Annotated in this window: 13 protein-coding genes and 1 pseudogene; 5 read left to right on the top strand and 9 right to left on the bottom strand. The window is 66.0% G+C overall.

The features are described from left to right. Positions 1-80 precede the first annotated feature (80 nt). From CEX88_RS20255 to CEX88_RS20230, 6 genes are all read right to left on the bottom strand, one after another. Positions 81-1,136: an AI-2E family transporter gene (locus CEX88_RS20255; RefSeq protein WP_238382127.1), complete on the bottom strand. Its 1,056-nt coding sequence runs from the start codon at positions 1,134-1,136 to the stop codon at positions 81-83. Positions 1,137-1,328: 192 nt separating this feature from the next. After that, positions 1,329-2,297 (bottom strand): alpha/beta hydrolase, encoded by a 969-nt coding sequence (locus tag CEX88_RS20250; protein ID WP_094294836.1) that lies wholly within the window; start codon positions 2,295-2,297, stop codon positions 1,329-1,331. Next, positions 2,294-3,013: a TetR/AcrR family transcriptional regulator gene (locus CEX88_RS20245; protein WP_094294835.1), complete on the bottom strand. Its 720-nt coding sequence runs from the start codon at positions 3,011-3,013 to the stop codon at positions 2,294-2,296. Before CEX88_RS20245 ends, CEX88_RS20250 begins: the two co-directional genes overlap by 4 nt. Continuing rightward, positions 3,003-4,373 (bottom strand): flavin-containing monooxygenase, encoded by a 1,371-nt coding sequence (locus CEX88_RS20240; protein WP_094294868.1) that lies wholly within the window; start codon positions 4,371-4,373, stop codon positions 3,003-3,005. Before CEX88_RS20240 ends, CEX88_RS20245 begins: the two co-directional genes overlap by 11 nt. Positions 4,374-4,480: 107 nt before the next feature. After that, positions 4,481-5,230: an SDR family oxidoreductase gene (locus tag CEX88_RS20235; RefSeq protein ID WP_094294834.1), complete on the bottom strand. Its 750-nt coding sequence runs from the start codon at positions 5,228-5,230 to the stop codon at positions 4,481-4,483. Between the two features lie 99 nt (positions 5,231-5,329). Further along, positions 5,330-5,773, bottom strand: a complete 444-nt coding sequence (locus CEX88_RS20230) for a hypothetical protein (protein WP_094294833.1) — start codon at positions 5,771-5,773, stop codon at positions 5,330-5,332. A 213-nt stretch (positions 5,774-5,986) separates the two neighbouring features. Between CEX88_RS20230 and CEX88_RS20225 the strand changes: the two genes are divergently transcribed. The 3 genes from CEX88_RS20225 to CEX88_RS20215 all read left to right on the top strand — a co-directional run bounded on the left by CEX88_RS20225 (position 5,987) and on the right by CEX88_RS20215 (position 9,807). Beyond that, on the top strand, positions 5,987-7,084 hold the full coding sequence (locus CEX88_RS20225) for a ferredoxin reductase (protein ID WP_094294867.1): 1,098 nt from the start codon (positions 5,987-5,989) through the stop codon (positions 7,082-7,084). 16 nt (positions 7,085-7,100) lie between these two features. Then, on the top strand, positions 7,101-8,495 hold the full coding sequence (locus tag CEX88_RS20220; RefSeq protein WP_094294832.1) for a fatty acid desaturase family protein: 1,395 nt from the start codon (positions 7,101-7,103) through the stop codon (positions 8,493-8,495). A 112-nt stretch (positions 8,496-8,607) separates the two neighbouring features. Then, positions 8,608-9,807 (top strand): MFS transporter, encoded by a 1,200-nt coding sequence (locus CEX88_RS20215; protein WP_094294831.1) that lies wholly within the window; start codon positions 8,608-8,610, stop codon positions 9,805-9,807. A 78-nt stretch (positions 9,808-9,885) separates the two neighbouring features. On the opposite strand, the pseudogene CEX88_RS20210 reads toward CEX88_RS20215, so the two are convergent. Both CEX88_RS20210 and CEX88_RS20205 read right to left on the bottom strand, forming a co-directional pair. Continuing rightward, a pseudogene (locus CEX88_RS20210) lies at positions 9,886-10,373 on the bottom strand (SRPBCC family protein). Between the two features lie 2 nt (positions 10,374-10,375). Beyond that, the gene (locus tag CEX88_RS20205) at positions 10,376-10,705 is read right to left on the bottom strand and encodes an ArsR/SmtB family transcription factor (RefSeq protein WP_094294830.1); all 330 of its coding nucleotides are present in this window, start codon (positions 10,703-10,705) and stop codon (positions 10,376-10,378) included. A gap of 146 nt (positions 10,706-10,851) precedes the next feature. On the opposite strand from CEX88_RS20205, the gene CEX88_RS20200 reads away from it, so the two are divergent. After that, complete coding sequence (locus tag CEX88_RS20200) at positions 10,852-11,991, top strand: MalY/PatB family protein (RefSeq protein WP_094294866.1); 1,140 nt, start codon at positions 10,852-10,854, stop codon at positions 11,989-11,991. Here the strand turns inward: CEX88_RS20200 and CEX88_RS20195 are convergent. Next, positions 11,981-13,369 carry an oxygenase MpaB family protein gene (locus CEX88_RS20195; protein ID WP_094294829.1) on the bottom strand — a complete coding sequence of 463 codons (1,389 nt, stop codon included), beginning with the start codon at positions 13,367-13,369 and terminating at the stop codon, positions 11,981-11,983. The two genes, CEX88_RS20200 and CEX88_RS20195, sit on opposite strands and share 11 nt — an antisense overlap. A gap of 254 nt (positions 13,370-13,623) precedes the next feature. Here CEX88_RS20195 and CEX88_RS20190 point away from each other — a divergent pair, with 254 nt between their 5' ends. Beyond that, positions 13,624-15,657: a toprim domain-containing protein gene (locus CEX88_RS20190; RefSeq protein ID WP_094294828.1), complete on the top strand. Its 2,034-nt coding sequence runs from the start codon at positions 13,624-13,626 to the stop codon at positions 15,655-15,657. Positions 15,658-15,669 lie beyond the last annotated feature (12 nt).

The following is a 15,669-nucleotide window of genomic DNA, read 5'->3' as shown; positions in this document are numbered from 1 at the left end:
TTGACAGATTGAGCGGCCGCTAACCGTGGGAATTCTTTCCGATTGGTGACGCGCGCTGATCGGTCGCCCGACCTGCGGTGTCAGGCGCCCGACTCGGCACCGTTCGACTCGCCCTCGGCCCGCTCATCAATTTGCTCGTTGATGTAGCGAACGAGCACCGTGAGCATCGCGACCGTCGGTACAGCAAGGAAGGCGCCGACGATCCCGTACAGCGCGCCGCCCGCGGTCACCGCGAGCAGTACCACCGCCGCGTGCAACTTCATCACGCGACTCTGCAGCAACGGCTGCAGCACATTTCCCTCGATCTGCTGTACGGCGATGATGACGGCGAGCACCAGCAGCGCATTGACGAACCCGTTGGCCACCAAGGCGATCAGCACCGCGAGCGCACCGGCGACGAAGGCGCCGATGAACGGAACGAACGCACCGATGAACGTCAGCACCGCCAGCGCAGGCGCAAGCGGGACACCGAGTACCACCAGGCCGGCGCCGATGAATACCGCGTCGATCAGAGCCACTCCCGTCTGCGCACGGATGAAGCCGCCGAGGTTGTCCCACATCCGGCCGAGCACCGTTTCCAGATGCCGGCCTGCGCGCCGCCCGGTCAGTCCGACAAGCCAGGGTGAGAACTTGCGGCCGTCCTTTAGGACGAAGAACGACAGCACGACGGTGAGCACCAGTGTCACCAGGACGCTGCCGACCGTGCTGACCCCGCTGACGACACCGGTCGCGATCGCCGAAGACCTTTCCCGCATCGCGTTGACCAGTGAGTCGGCGAAGCGCTCCAACTGCTCTTGTCGGAGGTTGAGCGGGGGTCCGGCGGTCCAGTCCTGCAGCCGAGTGATGCCCTCGGTCGCCTGGTCGATCAGCGCAGGTATCTGGTTCAGCAGTGGCGGGATGATCAGCGCGATGAGACCCGACGCGATGGCCAGGAACAGCAGCAGCGTCGTCAGCGCCGCGGCGGCAGGCGGCAGACCGGCGCGGTCCATCAGCACGCGCGCCGGCGGCCACAGGACCGTACACAGGATGACGGCGAGCAGGGCCGGCAGGAAGATCACCCACAGCTGGGCCACGAGCCAACCGAGCACCACCGCGCCCGCAGCGATCGCCACGATGACCAACGACCACTTCGCCATCCATAACGCGCCGCTGCCGATCAGGGCTCCACGATCCCGCCGGGGTGCTGCGCCGGGGCTGTGTTCGCTCACGAGCATCCCCTTCTCAGCGTCCACCCCGGTCGACAGGACCGAGGTCGTCTACCCCGGCCCGTTGCATCGAAAACCGCACCGCTTCCACGCCGGGTCTCGCTGATCCGGCAGGTTGAGGAACTATCGCCCGGGGTTGTCGAATTCCACTCCGTCGGCACCCGCGCTGCGCGACGCGGTGGACCCGGCCGGTGCGAGGATGCGCCGGAGGAAGGCAACCTGATCGTTGACGACCCGCTCATGCCAGCCCTCACCGGGATATACGTCGAAATGGTCGCAGGGGTAGTGATGAACCGTCGCGCGCATCCGTGTCGCAGCCGCGGTGGCCGCTGCAGGCGGGGCGGTACGGTCCTGATCACCGATCTGCACGAGGGCCGGGCAGGTGACTCGAGCGGCGCTCGCGATCGGTCGATGAGCACCGATGACCAACACCAATCGGGCGGCGAATTCATTGCGCCAGGTGGGTCCCGCGATGCGACGCATGCCTTCGAGGGACCCGTCGGCGCTCAGACCGGCCACCTCCCCCGGTGCACCCACCACCGGGATGAGCACCGGCGAGCGGCCACGCACCTTCGCCGTCACATCCCTTATGCCGTGGGCCATCACGCGCAGGACGTAGCGCGGCCCGAGTGTGCGCAGCATGTGTGCCACCACGGGTAGCCCGTCGGTGGCCGGCGTCAGCGAGATGATTCCTGCGAGGTGCGAGTCGTCGGCCGCAACCTTGATGACGTGCCCACCCGACAGCGACACACCCCAGGCCACGATCCGCGCCGGGTCCACATTCTCGAACCGCCGGGCGTGGTCGATTACCGCGTGATAGTCGGCGACCTGCCCAGACAGCGAGATCAATTGCCTTGGCTGTCCCGAGGATTCGGCGAAATGCCGGTAATCGAACGTGACGACTTCGGCGCCGGCACCGGCCAGCGCTTCGGCGAACGCGAACAGCCCGCAATCCTGGGTGGCGCCGAGACCGTGCGCCATGACGACGCAGGGGCGGCCCGCCCGGCCTGTCAGCGCGTCCGTCGTCGCGGCGAAGCGCCGCGCCGCGATGATGTCGCCGCCGACCGGAATCTGAATCCGCGTGCCTGTCATTGCGCCGTTCCCTTCAACGACGCTGTCCCTCCGACCGGCGCTGTCCCCTTCAAAGACGCTGTCCCCTTCAACGACGCTGTCCCCTTCAACGACGCCGTCCCTCCGAACAGCGCCGTGTGCCATACGTGAATGACCGCCGCGAGAAGCGGACCGGCGGCCTCCGGCCCGTCATCGGAGCGCACGTGACGGTCGAGGACCCGCTCGTTCATCGAGATCAGCGCGTGCGCAAGCGGTCCGGGATCTCCGACGTCGATGGCGGGCTGGGTGGTGATGAACTCGCAGACGAACTCCTCGTACCGCTGTAGCCACTGGTCCCAGATCGCCCGTGCCTCAGGGTCGGAGTCGCGGGCGTCGAGCATCGCCCGGAACAGGGTCCGGTGGGCGTGCCACGACTCGAACGTCCGCGTCATCGCGTCGGCCACCGACGCGCGCGGGTCGCCGCCGCCGGCCAGGAAACCGCCGATGGTGAAGACGTCGTCCTGGAAGATGTCGGTGAGCAGTTCGGTGACGACTTCGTGCTTACCGGCGAAGTAGAAGTAGAACGCAGGCCGCTTCAGACCCGCTGCCCGCGCCACCTCGGCGACGCTGATCTCGGCGAGCGACTGGGTCTGCAGTTGCTCCTCGAAAGCCTCGAGTAGCCGCAGTCGGCTTTCGTCCCCGCGCGGTTGCGGCCGGCGCGCGTTGCGGCGGGACGTCTGCGTCGACTCAGGCGGCACCGGCTGCCTCGCGTGCCCGGCCGGCCAGCTGGACCGGACCGAACTTCTCGACGCGGCGCCTACCTGCCGGCAGCTCACGCTTGCGCATGTCGCGTTCGTAATCCCAGTAGTCCACCTGCTGGGTGTGTCGCGGTTTGTCGGCGAAGTGACCGACGTACTTGCGTTCGTCGGCGGCGATGACGCGCCACATCTCGGCTTCGGACGGCGGCCGGTACGTACCGGCGAGATACGCGGCGGCCAACCGGGCCTGGCACTCCACGAAGGGGAACAGCGTGGGCACCGCCTGCGCGAAGCCGAGGAAGAGCAGGTCGTCGATCCCCGGTTTGAGGATCCGCTTGTACAGCGGGAGCCGGTTGTCGGGAGCCTCGATGAAACTGCGGTCGAAGAACGGGAACGTGATGTTGTATCCCGTCGCGTAGATGATCACGTCGGCTTCCACGGTCGAACCGTCGACGAACACTACCGAATTCCCGTCCAGGCGTTCGATATTCGGTTTCGCGGTCGCGTCGCCGGACCCCAGCCGCATGAGCAGTTCGGCGGATTGGGTCGGGTGCGCCTCGAGGAACCGATGGTTGGGTTTGGGCAGGCCGTAGTTCTCGGGATCTCCGAACATGAACCGCGCGAACGGCTGCATCGCTCGCCGCTGCCACGACAACGGGATCACCGGCAACGAGCGCGCGACCTTGTCGGCGGTCTTCCCGAAGATGTACTTGGGCACGATCCACGCACCCGAGCGGGTGGAGAGATAAACCGTGTTGCGCCAAGACTTCTGGGAGAGCTCGGAGACCAGGTCGGCTGCCGAGTTGCCGATGCCGACGACGACGATGCGCTTGCCGCGCAGATCGAGCGGTTCGGTGGGGTCGATGTAGTGGTGGGCGTGGATGCTCTCGCCGGTGAACTCGCCGGGAAAGTCGGGTGTGCGCGGATCCCAGTGATGCCCGTTCGCAACCACCAGCGCGTCGTACCGTCGCGTGTGCCCGTCCGCGGTGTCGAGTTCCCAACCGCCGTGGGGCAAACGCCGCGCGTGCTTGACCTCGTTCTGGAACTGAATGCGGTCCAACAGGCCGAAGGTTTCGGCGTAGTCGTCCAGGTACTCCTTGATCTGGGAGTGATGCGGGAAGTCGGGAAGGTCGTCGCGCATCGGAAAGTCGCGGAACGACAGGCATTCACGTGAGGTGTCGATGTGCAGCGACCGGTACGCGCTGGAGTGGCCGTTCGGATTGCGGAACGCCCAGTTCCCGCCGATCCGGTCGGAGGACTCGAAGCAGTCGTACTCGATGCCGGCGTCTGCGAGGTTTTTACCCGTGGTCAAACCGCTGATGCCTGCGCCGATGATCGCCGTCGTGGGTGATGAAGCCATGTTGCCTACCGTTGTCGTGAATTCCGTCACTGGCAACACTACCGATTTTCTGACAGCTGTCAAAGAATGGGTGGGCCTCGCCCGCGCCGACGGTGCGGTCGGCGTGCCTAGACGGTGAAGCCCCCGTCGACGTTCCAGTTCGCGCCGGTCACGAACCCGGACTCGGAGCCCGCCAGAAAGCTCACGACGGCAGCGACATCGCCGACGTGTCCGTAGCGGCCTTGTGCCGTCACCTTCTTCAAGCTCTCGGGAAAGTCGCCGCTGTTGTCGGGATTCGCATCGGTGTCGATCGGCCCCGGTTGGACGTTGTTGACGGTGATGCCGCGCGGGCCGAGTTCGCGGGCCAATCCGCGGGTGAAGGACGAGACCGCGCCCTTGGTCATGGCGTAGACCGAAAGCCCCGGTCCCGGAACGCGGTCGGCGTTGATACTGCCGATGTTGATGATCCGCGCGCCCTCATCCAGGTACTTCACCGCTGTGCGGACTGCCCAGAACATTCCGCCGATGTTGGTCGCGACCAGACGGTCGAATTGCTCGGCCGGGAAGTCGTCGATCGACGCCAGGTGGGCGACGCCGGCATTGTTCACCAGCACGTCCAGACCGCCGAGATCGGCCACGGTCTGGTTGACCGCCGCGGCAACTTGAGCGGGGTCGGCGGCGTCGGCCTGGATGGCCACGGCCCGCCCGCCGCGCTCGGCGACTTGGGCCACGAGCTTTTCGGCATCCGTCGCCGATGCCGAGTACGTGAAAGCGACCGCGGCGCCGTCGGATGCCAAACGACGCACGATTTCCGCGCCGATCCCGCGTGAACCACCGGTGACAAGCGCTCGCCGTCCGGCCAAGGGTGTGGTGCTCATGTCTTCTACCTCTCCGGGGAGTTACGAACTCAGTACGTTTGACGTCAAGTCCCGGAGGGCGTGCCGCATTCCCGATACAGGGGGCCGCGAAGAGTTGGGCTAAGTAGTAATCCGCATCTCGGCATCCGGGTGCGAGCTGAGCGTGACGACGATCGTGCCGCTGCCCGTCGGGAACGTGGTGTTCGCATATCCGATGAAGCCGTAATGCCCGTCGATGGTCGAAACGGCTGTGATGTCGCTGCTTCCCGAGGCGCCGGTGTCGAGGTTCACCCAATCGGCCGTGACGGTGAGAGAACAGGAGCCGTCGTAGGTGCCGGCGTCGTAGCTGATCGCGACGCGAACCCCGTTCTCGACGCGATCGCCGACCTGAACCGGGGTCAACTGAGCCTCGGCGCTGACGCTGCCGCCGCATGTCGGCGAGGCCACCACGGGAACGCGATCGAGTTGTGCGAAGGCGTCGGCGCGGGAGGTCGCCACTCCCACCAACGACAGTGCACTCAGCGCACCGGCGAGCGCGACGACGACAACACGGAACGGCGTCATGCCTCTTCCATCGACTGCCGGGCGCGTGGCGTTAGCACCTTGTCGCCGGTGGCGATGCAATCCGCCGCGGCATCGGCGATTGAGTCGGCTGACACGCTTGGGGATCTCCTCCCGTCGGTGTTTGAACTCACATTCGGCGGGTTATCCCGGCGCAGGGAGCTGATGATCGGCGCGGTGGCCATCTCGTCGAGTCAGGTGGTGAGAAGGGGGATCATGGCGGAACGCGGTGCCGAACCCCCCGTTCCTCGGGGTCGCCGCTTCTTCTTGCGCGCGGTGCGCCACCTGTTCAGCCCTTTACGTCCCGACGACTACCTCGAGATGGTCAACCCGCTGTGGACCACCAAGGAGTTGCGCGGCAAGGTCGAGCGAGTCGAGCCGCAGGGCTCCGAAGCCGCCAGCGTGCTGATCCGGCCGGGATATGAGTGGCCGGGTCACAAACCCGGCCAGTACGTGCGACTCGGCCTCGTCATTGACGGCCGCTACCACTGGCGGGCGTACTCACTCACGTCAGATCCCCAACCTCAGGACGGTCTGATCAGCATCACTCCCAAGAAAGTCGACAGCGGAGTGGTGTCGCCGTACCTGGTGCACAAGATCCAGCCGGGAGAGCTGGTACGGCTGGGCGAGATAGAAGGCGTCTTTACCCTGCCGGAGCCGTTGCCCGCGAAAATGCTTTTCATCAGCGCGGGTAGTGGCATCACACCGATCATCAGCATGTTGCGCAGCCTTGATCACCGGGGCGAGCTCGACGACGTGGTGGTGATTCATTCGGCTCGCACGCGCGACCAGGTGATGTTTCTGTCGGATCTCGAGGATCTCGACCGCCGCCACGACGGAGTGCGGCTGGACCTGCGGATTACGGCGGAACGGGGCCGCATGTCGGCGGACGATCTGGACGAGGTGTGCCCGGACTGGCGTGGCCGCGAGGCGTTCTGTTCCGGTCCGAGCGATCTGCTCGACGCGATGATCGAGCATTGGGAGCGCGAAGGCGACCCGGACCGGCTGCACTTCGAGCGCTTCCAGCCGAAGATCGGCGGCAACGCCGGTGAAGGCGAAGGCGGTCAGATCACGTTCCTGGACAGCGACGAGACGACCGAATGTGACGGCGGCACACCAATTTTAGAAGCCGGCGAGCAAGCCGGTCTGAACCTCGCCTACGGCTGCCGGATCGGAATCTGCCACACCTGCGTCGGCACGCTGAAGTCCGGCAAAGTGCGCGACCTGCGATCCGGGGATGTAACCGAGCCGACCGGGCAAGACGTGCGGATCTGTATTCACGCTCCTGAAGGTGACGTGGAATTCGCACTGTGAACATACGAGGAATCAAGTGACTACATACATCGAAAGCCCGCTCAACCGCCTCAGCGAGCAGGAACTGGAGAAACTCGCCAAAGAGTTCGACGCGATACACGACGAGGTCTTCGCCGAACTGGGCGACCGCGACCGTAACTACATCAAGGCCGTGATCTCGGCGCAGCGCCAGATCGTCGTCGTCGGACGAGTGCTGCTGCTGGCCTCCCGGTCACGCACGGCGTGGGTACTCGGCACGGGCTGTCTCGGGATGGCCAAGATCCTGGAGAACATGGAACTCGGTCACAACATCCTGCACGGCCAATGGGATTGGATGAATGATCCCGACATCCATTCGTCCGTCTGGGACTGGGACACCGCGTCGACGGCGAAGTCGTGGAAGCATTCCCACAATTACATTCATCACACCTACACCAACATTCTGGGCAAGGATCGCGATCTCGGTTACGAGATCATGCGCATCGACCCTCGTCAGCCGTGGCATCCGGTCTGGTTGGCGCAGCCGTTGTTCAACTTCCTGCTGACGGTTCTCTTCGAGTGGGGGGTGGCAGTCCACGATATCGACTTCAGAGCCGCACAGCGGGGCGAGAAGCCGTGGTCGGAGGTGCGTCAAGAATTGAAGGGCATTAGCGGCAAGGCGCGCGCACAGATCCTCAAGGACTACATCGGCTGGCCGGCCGTCAGCGCGGGCGCATTCGCGTTGACCAAGCTGGCTCTGGGGAGCCGGGTCGAGCAACCGGCGCAGTCACGCATCGGGCGCCGACTCCGCAAAATTTCAGGCAAGGGCCGAGTCGCCTCCGTGGCCAACACTTTCGACCGCGTGCTGCCCGGTGTCGAAAGCACGTTCCTGCGTACCTTGGCTGCCGACGCACTGGCCAATCTCATCCGCAATGTCTGGGCGCACGCCATCATCTTCTGCGGGCACTTCCCGGACCAGACCTACACGTTCACAGAAGAGGAAGTCGAGAACGAAACCCGTGGCGGCTGGTACGTCCGGCAGTTGATCGGCGCAGCCAACATCGAGGGCAGCCCCCTGTTCCACATCATCAGTGGCAACCTCGGCTATCAGGTCGAACACCACCTGTATCCGGATATGCCCAGCAGCCGGTACTCCGAGATCGCCCCGAAGGTCAAAGACATCTGCGAGCGCTACGAACTGCCGTACAACTCCGGACGATTCGGAAAGCAGTGGTTCACGGTGCACCGCACCATCTTCCGGCTGGCCTTTCCCGGCGGTCAGCCACGGGCCAAGCCTGGGCCCTACCGCAGCGAAGAGCGGCAGAAGCACCCGCAGGGGCCGAGCGAAGCCAGTCGCTTCCGTGAGCGGGTTCCCGCAGAACATCCCGACGCCGGCCCTGAGCACGAATCAAGCGGTGTCGCAGTGCAACCGCCCCCGCGCGGTAACGACTGACACCGGCACCTGCGATGCGTGGTGTCTCGGCCTTTTCCTCATACTCGTGGCCGATTCTCGAATAGATGTGGCGTCCATTCCGCATTATTGAACCCTGCGAAACCATGCGGTCATGTCCATCGACTCGATCAGCACCCTCCGGCGCTGGTCGATGCTCGTCATGGCTCTCACTGCGACATTGTGCGCCAACGTGTTCATCAACGGCGCCGCGTTCCTGATCCCTGAGCTGCACCTCGACGACGAGCTTCATCTTGCACAGGCCGGTCTGCTGTCCGCGATGCCCAGCTTCGGAGTGGCGACGACGATGTACGCGTGGGGCCACGTGGTGGACCGGGTGGGCGAACGGATCGTGCTCACAGCAGGTTTGGCACTCACCGCGGCGGCGGCGTTCGCAGCCGCAGCAGTCGATTCTCTGGTGGCGACGGGGGCGTTTCTACTCCTGGGCGGGATGGCCGCGGCGAGCAACAGTGCCGCCAGCGGCAGACTCGTGGTGGGGTGGTTTCCGCCGAACCGGCGTGGCTTGGCGATGGGGATTCGGCATACGGCATCCCCGTTGGGCGTAGGACTGGGGGCGCTGGTGATCCCCCAACTCGCCCAGCACCACGGTGTCGCCGCGGCGCTGTTGTTTCCCGCGGTCCTGTGCGCGGCGTCGGCGTTGATCAGCGCGACCGGCGTGGTGGATCCGCCGAGGCCACCGCGGTCGGAGGCGCCGACCGAGCATCTGGCCAATCCCTATCGAGGCTCGACGGTGCTGTTGCGGATCCACGCCGTATCGATGCTGTTGGTGGTGCCGCAGAGCGTGGTGTGGACATTCACCCTGGTCTGGTTGATGGCCGACCGCGGGTGGTCGGCCGCGTCGGCGGGGGTCGTGGTGACTGTCGCACAACTGCTCGGCGCAGTCGGCCGGGTCGCTGCCGGGCACTGGTCGGACCGTCTCGGTGCGCGGCTGCGCCCGATCCAGATCATCAGTGTCGCCGCCGCGCTCGCCATGTTGGTGTTGGCGGTGACCGACGAGCTGGGCTCTCCGGTGAGCGTCGCCGTGATCGTGATCGCGTCGATGATCACCGTGACCGACAACGGGTTGGCCTACACCGCGATCGCCGAATTCGCCGGACCGTTCTGGAGTGGGCGCGCTCTCGGCGTCCAGTACACCGGTCAGATGGTGACGATGGGCGCTACGCCGCCGGTGTTCGGCGCGCTGATCGCGGCCGTCGGCTATCCGGTGGCCTTCGCGGCGTCGGCCATCTTCCCGCTCGTCGCGCCACTTCTGGTTCCCGTCCATGCCGACCGGGAGATCGCGGACCGCGGTTGACCCGGGACATCCCAGCGGACGCCACGATGCCGGAACCCCTGTAACAGAAGAGGTTCCGGCACCGTGGCCTTTCCGGCGTCAGCTCGCGAGCAGTTCGTCGATCTGATTGATCGCCTGCGCCGTGCCCTCTTCGACACCCATCTCGAGCACCTTCTGCAGGCCTTCGGCCGACTCGTACGTGCTGACGTAGGTGGCTCTGGTCGCACCGTCGCCGATCGCCTCGAAGGTGTAGACACTGTGCGCGACGGGCATATCGGTTGCCGGCTTGAGGTCGTCATCGGCGAACCCGTCTTCGAAACTGAAGCTGCGCGGCTCATCGACGGCCGTGACCTTCCAGTACCGCCGTACTTCTCGCCTTCGGGTCCAGTCATGTAGTAGGTGACCGTGCCGCCTGGCGTCAGCGCATGCTCGACCACGGTCGCGGGGTAACCCGGTGGGCCCCAGACCTTCTCGAGCTGCCGCGGATCGGCGTAGATCTGCCAGACCCGCTCGACGGGCGCCGCGAACTCCGCGCTGATCGTCAGGGTACGGTCGTCGATGTTCTTGCTGATGTTGGTGACAGGCATGGTTATTCCTCGCTGAGTAGGTCGTCAATGCGAGCGATGCGACCGCGCCAGACGTCCTCGAGCTCAGTGAGCATCGAGGCGACTGACCGCACCGCCTCCACATCACCACTCGCCAGTTGCTCTCGCCCCTGGCGACGCTTGGAGATCAGGCCTGCCTTCTCCAGCACGGCGACGTGCTTCTGCACCGCGGCGAAGCTCATGTCGTACTGCGCCGCGAGCGCCGTGACCGAATGCTCCCCGGCCATCACCCGACGAAGAATGTCTCGCCGAGTCCGGTCGGCCAGGGCGTGGAAGAACGCGTCCGCTCTGTCCTCGTCCTGATCGGTCACCATCAGAATATACAACTGATTGGTTGTATGTTGTCAACCGTGTTAGCGCCGATGCCCGGCGTGCGCCGCGGTCGGCGACGTTGCGACAAAATGGGGTGGTGAATCCGCTGGAGCAGTTGACCGTCGAGCAACTGCGCCGGCGGACCAGCATGAAGTGGCGGGCGCATCCTGCAGATGTGTTGCCACTATGGGTCGCGGAGATGGACGTGCCCTTGGCCGAACCCATCGCCGATGCGCTGAATACGGCAATCGCCCTGGGGGACACCGGGTATCCGAGCGGAGCGCGCGCCTATGCCGAGGCCTTGTCTGGGTTTGCGGCGCGTCGTTGGGGCTGGGACGGACTGGCGGTGCAACGCACCGCGCTCGTCCCAGACGTGATGCTGGGCATCGTCGAGGTCCTCAAGCTGATCACCGAACCCGGCGACGTCGTGATCGTCAACGCGCCCGTCTATCCGCCGTTCTACGCCTTCGTCACGCACGCTGGCCGCCGCGTCATCGAGGCGCGCCTCGGTATGGACGGTCGTATCGACCTGGCGTCGTTGGATGCGGCGTTCGGCACGGCCGCGACGGTGAGCGATCGGGTGGTCTACCTGTTGTGCAGTCCCCACAATCCGACCGGCGCCGTGCACTCGGCCGACGAGCTCGCACGCATCGCGACGCTCTCCCGCGATCGTGGCGTGCGCGTTGTTTCCGATGAGATTCATGCGCCATTGGTGTTGGCGGGAGCGGACTTTACGCCGTATCTGAGCGTGGCGGGCGCCGAGGACGCCTTCGCTGTCACGTCGGCCTCCAAGGCGTGGAACCTCGCCGGCCTCAAGGCGGCAGTGGTGGTCGCCGGCCCCGAGGCGGCGGCAGACCTCGACCGGATGCCCGAGGAAGTCAGCCACGGCCCCAGCCACCTCGGCGTCATGGCACACACGGTGGCGTTCAACGAGGGAGAGGCATGGCTCGATGCGCTGCTGGCCGGCCTGTCGGCGAACCGCGACCTGCTAGGCCAACTGATCGCCGAACACCTGCCCCTCGTCGACTACATCCGGCCGCAAGGCACGTACCTGGCCTGGCTCGATTGCCGCCGACTCGACCTTGAGGAGCCCGGTAGTGTCGACGGCCCCGGCATCGTCTCCGACCTGGCCGGCCCGGCGCGGGCGTTTCTCGACCAGGCGCGGGTGGCGCTCAGTTCCGGGCATGTCTTCGGCTCCGGCGGCGCCGGTCACGTCCGGTTGAACTTCGCCACCTCGCAAGCCGTCCTCGCCGAGGCGGTCAAGCGGATGGGCGCGCTCAGCCGGTAAACCCCTCGCCCTTCGTCGATAGGTCGTGGCTCGTGAAGGTCAGCGGGATCTGCCGTCCGCGGGCGATCTTGTTCAGCATCGCGATCCGCTCGCGCGCAGCCGCGCCGGTCTTCTTTCTCTGCTCGCGGATCGGGTTGGACCACGGCAGCTTGTCGGCCACCATCGCGACGCGGACGTTGAGTTTGGCGATCTCGGTGAAGATCCGGACTCGGCGTTCGTAGTTGTAACCCAGCGGCTCGAAGAAACTGCCGGCCACCATCGCCTCGATCTGCCGGTAACCGAACACCGCGCCCGCCGGAACGAGTGCGAGGGTTGCAGTGAGCTGGTTGGCATGGCGAGCCACCAACTTCTTGACGACGCCCGGGAGGGTTTCGGTCAGCGTCGTCAGGTGCGCGGGACCCGCGATCGCGTCGACGAGTTCAGCGCGCCACGGCGACGGGTCGCCGCCCCTGGCCAGCACGTAGTTCAACGACTTGATCAGCTCCAGACCGGTCGGGGAGTAGAGCCGTTCGGGCGCACCCCACAGCCGCCCCGAGTACGACGAGTACTCGGCGAGGTCCTCGAGTTCCTGGCTGGTCAGCTTGCGTCCGAACGCGTGGTCGACAAGGCGTCCGAGCAACATGCCGCTGCCGAATCCCAGCAGTGACGTCACCGGGATCGGCTCACCGAACTTGAGATAGACGTCGTCGCCCCACTTGCGGCGCAACCCGCGACTGGCCAAGCCGTGCATCAACCGCACCCGGATCACATCCTGGAAGGCCTCCGAGTGCCGGTCGAAGATGTCGGGCAGCGTGAACTCCGCGAACACCCGCGCGGTCTCGATGAAGCGACGCGGGCCGTCGTCGGCGAAGCGCCCGGTGGCACCGGTGGATGCCGAGATGTCGCCGGTCATCGCGGTCTCGTAGAACGCCCACCCCTGGATGATCATGGTGGCGGTCTTGGTGGCCGACATCGCCAGCATGCGGCCGCGTTCGGCGGCCTCCAGGTCGAACCGGCTCGGCAGCTGATCGATGTGCTCGAAGAATTCGACGAACTCCCGGGGTGGGTCCTCGAGTGAGTCGATGCCCTGAGTCAGCGCCTGTTCGTACAGTGCGCGGCCCTTCTCGTAGCCCAGCCGCTCGAACGCGTCGACCACGCCGATGATGTGCTCGTCGCCCTGCCAGAAGTAGTCGTCGCGTAGCCGGGTGAGCTCGTTGGGTTCGACCTCTTTGTCGATGTCGATCCACTTGCCGAACATGAACTCGCGCATCTGCCGCCACTGGGCGGCGAAGTGGTCTCGGCCCGGCGGGATGGGGCGCAAGGGCCGATCCGGGTGATCGCGCCGGTTGAATTCGACGTCGTCGAGCCGGATCTCTTGCCGCTCGCCAGTCACAGTCATGTAGCCGAATCCAATCTCATAAGTACAGGACACTGATTTCGACGTTATCGCACGACCTCGAATATGTGAATCGCGATTCCGCGCTCACCGCCCCGAAGAGGTCCGACACGCAGCGGTAGGCGTGCGTCTGGCGGAGTTCATCACGTTGTGTCGACACCGTGATCACCGCACGCTCCCAGGTTCCGCGGAGATGTCGGTGGCCCCGTCTACGATTCCTGCGGCCCCCTTCTCGGCATCGACACAAAGGACCTGCAGTGAGTTACACCGCCGCCGACATCACCGAACTCGATGATGTCCAGCACACACGCCTGCGGCCGGCGGTGAACCTGGGGCTCGACGTGCTCAACACCGCGTTGCGTGAGTTGATCGACAACGCCGTCGAGGAGGTCGCCGATCCGGGAAACGGTGGATCCACCGTGACGATCACCCTGCACGCGGACGGATCGGTCAGCGTCGCCGACGACGGCCGCGGCCTGCCCGTCGACACCGATCCGACGACAGGAAAGAACGGCATCGTCAAGACGCTCGGCACCGCGCGGGCCGGCGGGAAGTTCTCTGTCCATACCGACGCGGCGAGCACGGGGGCCGGTCTGAACGGAATCGGCGCCGCCGCTGCGGTATTCATTTCCGCACGCACCGACGTGACGGTGCATCGGGGCGGCAAGACCTACGTGCAAAGCTTCGGGCGCGGTTACCCGGGAACGTTCGAAGGCAAGGAGTTCGACCCGAACGCCCCGTTCACCCGGGCCGACACCCAGAAACTGCGCGGCACCGCAAATCGGAAGCCCGCCATGCAGGGCACCACCGTTCGCATCCTGTTCGACCCGGCGGTGGTCCCCGACACCAGCGTCGACATCGGCGAAGTGCTGCTGCGGGCGCATGCCGCGGCCCGGATGTCCCCCGGTGTGAACCTGCTCGTAATCGACGAGAGCTGGCCCGGCGAGGAGGTGCCGCAGGCGTTTCTCGAGCCGTTCAGCGGCCCTTGGGGCACAGACACGCTGCTCGATCTCATGTGCACCGCCGCGGGCGCTCCCGCGCCGGACGTTCGCGCAGCGGTCGAGGGTCGCGGCGAGTACACCACCGGCCGCGGACCGACGCCGTTCCGCTGGTCGCTGACCGCGGGTCCGGCCGAACCGGCGACGGTGGCCGCGTTCTGCAACACCGTGCGAACCCCCGGCGGCGGATCACATCTGACGGCCGCGATGAAGGGCCTGTCCGAAGCGCTGGCCGATCGTGCGTCGCGGATGCGTGATCTGGGCCTGGCCAAGGGCGAAGAAGGCCCTGAACCACAGGATTTCGCGGCCGTCACCGCTCTTGCAGTGGACACCCGTGCGCCGGACGTCGCCTGGGACTCTCAGGCCAAGACGGCGGTGTCGTCGCGGTCGTTGAACGTTGCGATGGCCCCTGACGTCGCGCGCAGCGTCACGGTGTGGGCGGCCAACCCGGCCAACAGCGATGCGGTGACCCTGTGGACCAAGCTGGCGCTGGAGTCCGCGCGTGCGCGGCGCAGCGCGGAAGGGGCGAAGGCGCGATCGCGCGCGGCTTCGAAGGCCAAAGGGCTTGGCACCAACCTGTCGCTGCCACCAAAGCTGCTTCCCAGCCGCGAGACCGGCCGCGGGTCGGGCGCCGAGTTGTTCCTGTGCGAGGGCGATTCGGCGCTGGGCACCATCAAGGCCGCGCGCGACGCCGCCTTCCAGGCGGCGTTCCCGCTGAAGGGCAAGCCGCCCAACGTGTATGGGTTCGCGTTGAGCAAGGCGCGATCCAAAGACGAGTTCGACTCCATCGAGCGCATCCTGGGCTGCGGTGTGCGGGACAACTGCGACCCGGAACTGTGCCGCTACGACCGGATTCTGTTCGCCTCCGACGCCGACCCCGACGGTGGCAACATCAACTCCAGCCTGATCTCGATGTTCCTCGATTTCTACCGTCCGCTGGTCGAGGCCGGGATGGTGTACGTGACGCTGCCGCCCTTGTTCGTGGTCAAGACCGCCAGCGAGCGCATTTACTGCCAGGACGAATCCGAGCGCGATGCGGCCGTGGCCAAGCTGAAGGCCGCTTCGAAGGGCCGGGTCGAGGTGCAGCGCAACAAGGGGCTCGGCGAGATGGACGCCGACGACTTCTGGAACACCGTACTGGATCCGCAGCGACGCACCGTGATTCGCGTCCACCCCGACGACGGTGAGAAGAATTTGCACCACACGTTGTTCGGCGGGCCGCCCGAGGGCCGGCGCACGTGGATGGCCGAGATCGCCGCCCGCGTCGACACCAATTCCCTCGACCTCGACTAAGACCTAGGCAGA

Source organism: Mycobacterium neumannii, assembly GCF_002245615.1.
GTDB lineage: Bacteria > Actinomycetota > Actinomycetes > Mycobacteriales > Mycobacteriaceae > Mycobacterium > Mycobacterium neumannii_A.
The sequence above is the reverse complement of the archived record's forward strand: the minus strand, read 5'-3'. Positions and strand labels throughout refer to the sequence as shown.

Coding starts and splice junctions, on each gene's coding strand:
- CEX88_RS20255 (WP_238382127.1), bottom strand. CDS start 1,136: ATGGCGAAGTGGTCGTTGGTCATCGTGGCGATCGCTGCGGGCGCGGTG.
- CEX88_RS20250 (WP_094294836.1), bottom strand. CDS start 2,297: ATGACAGGCACGCGGATTCAGATTCCGGTCGGCGGCGACATCATCGCG.
- CEX88_RS20240 (WP_094294868.1), bottom strand. CDS start 4,373: ATGGCTTCATCACCCACGACGGCGATCATCGGCGCAGGCATCAGCGGT.
- CEX88_RS20235 (WP_094294834.1), bottom strand. CDS start 5,230: ATGAGCACCACACCCTTGGCCGGACGGCGAGCGCTTGTCACCGGTGGT.
- CEX88_RS20230 (WP_094294833.1), bottom strand. CDS start 5,773: ATGACGCCGTTCCGTGTTGTCGTCGTCGCGCTCGCCGGTGCGCTGAGT.
- CEX88_RS20225 (WP_094294867.1), top strand. CDS start 5,987: ATGGCGGAACGCGGTGCCGAACCCCCCGTTCCTCGGGGTCGCCGCTTC.
- CEX88_RS20215 (WP_094294831.1), top strand. CDS start 8,608: ATGTCCATCGACTCGATCAGCACCCTCCGGCGCTGGTCGATGCTCGTC.
- CEX88_RS20205 (WP_094294830.1), bottom strand. CDS start 10,705: ATGGTGACCGATCAGGACGAGGACAGAGCGGACGCGTTCTTCCACGCC.
- CEX88_RS20200 (WP_094294866.1), top strand. CDS start 10,852: ATGAAGTGGCGGGCGCATCCTGCAGATGTGTTGCCACTATGGGTCGCG.
- CEX88_RS20195 (WP_094294829.1), bottom strand. CDS start 13,369: ATGACTGTGACTGGCGAGCGGCAAGAGATCCGGCTCGACGACGTCGAA.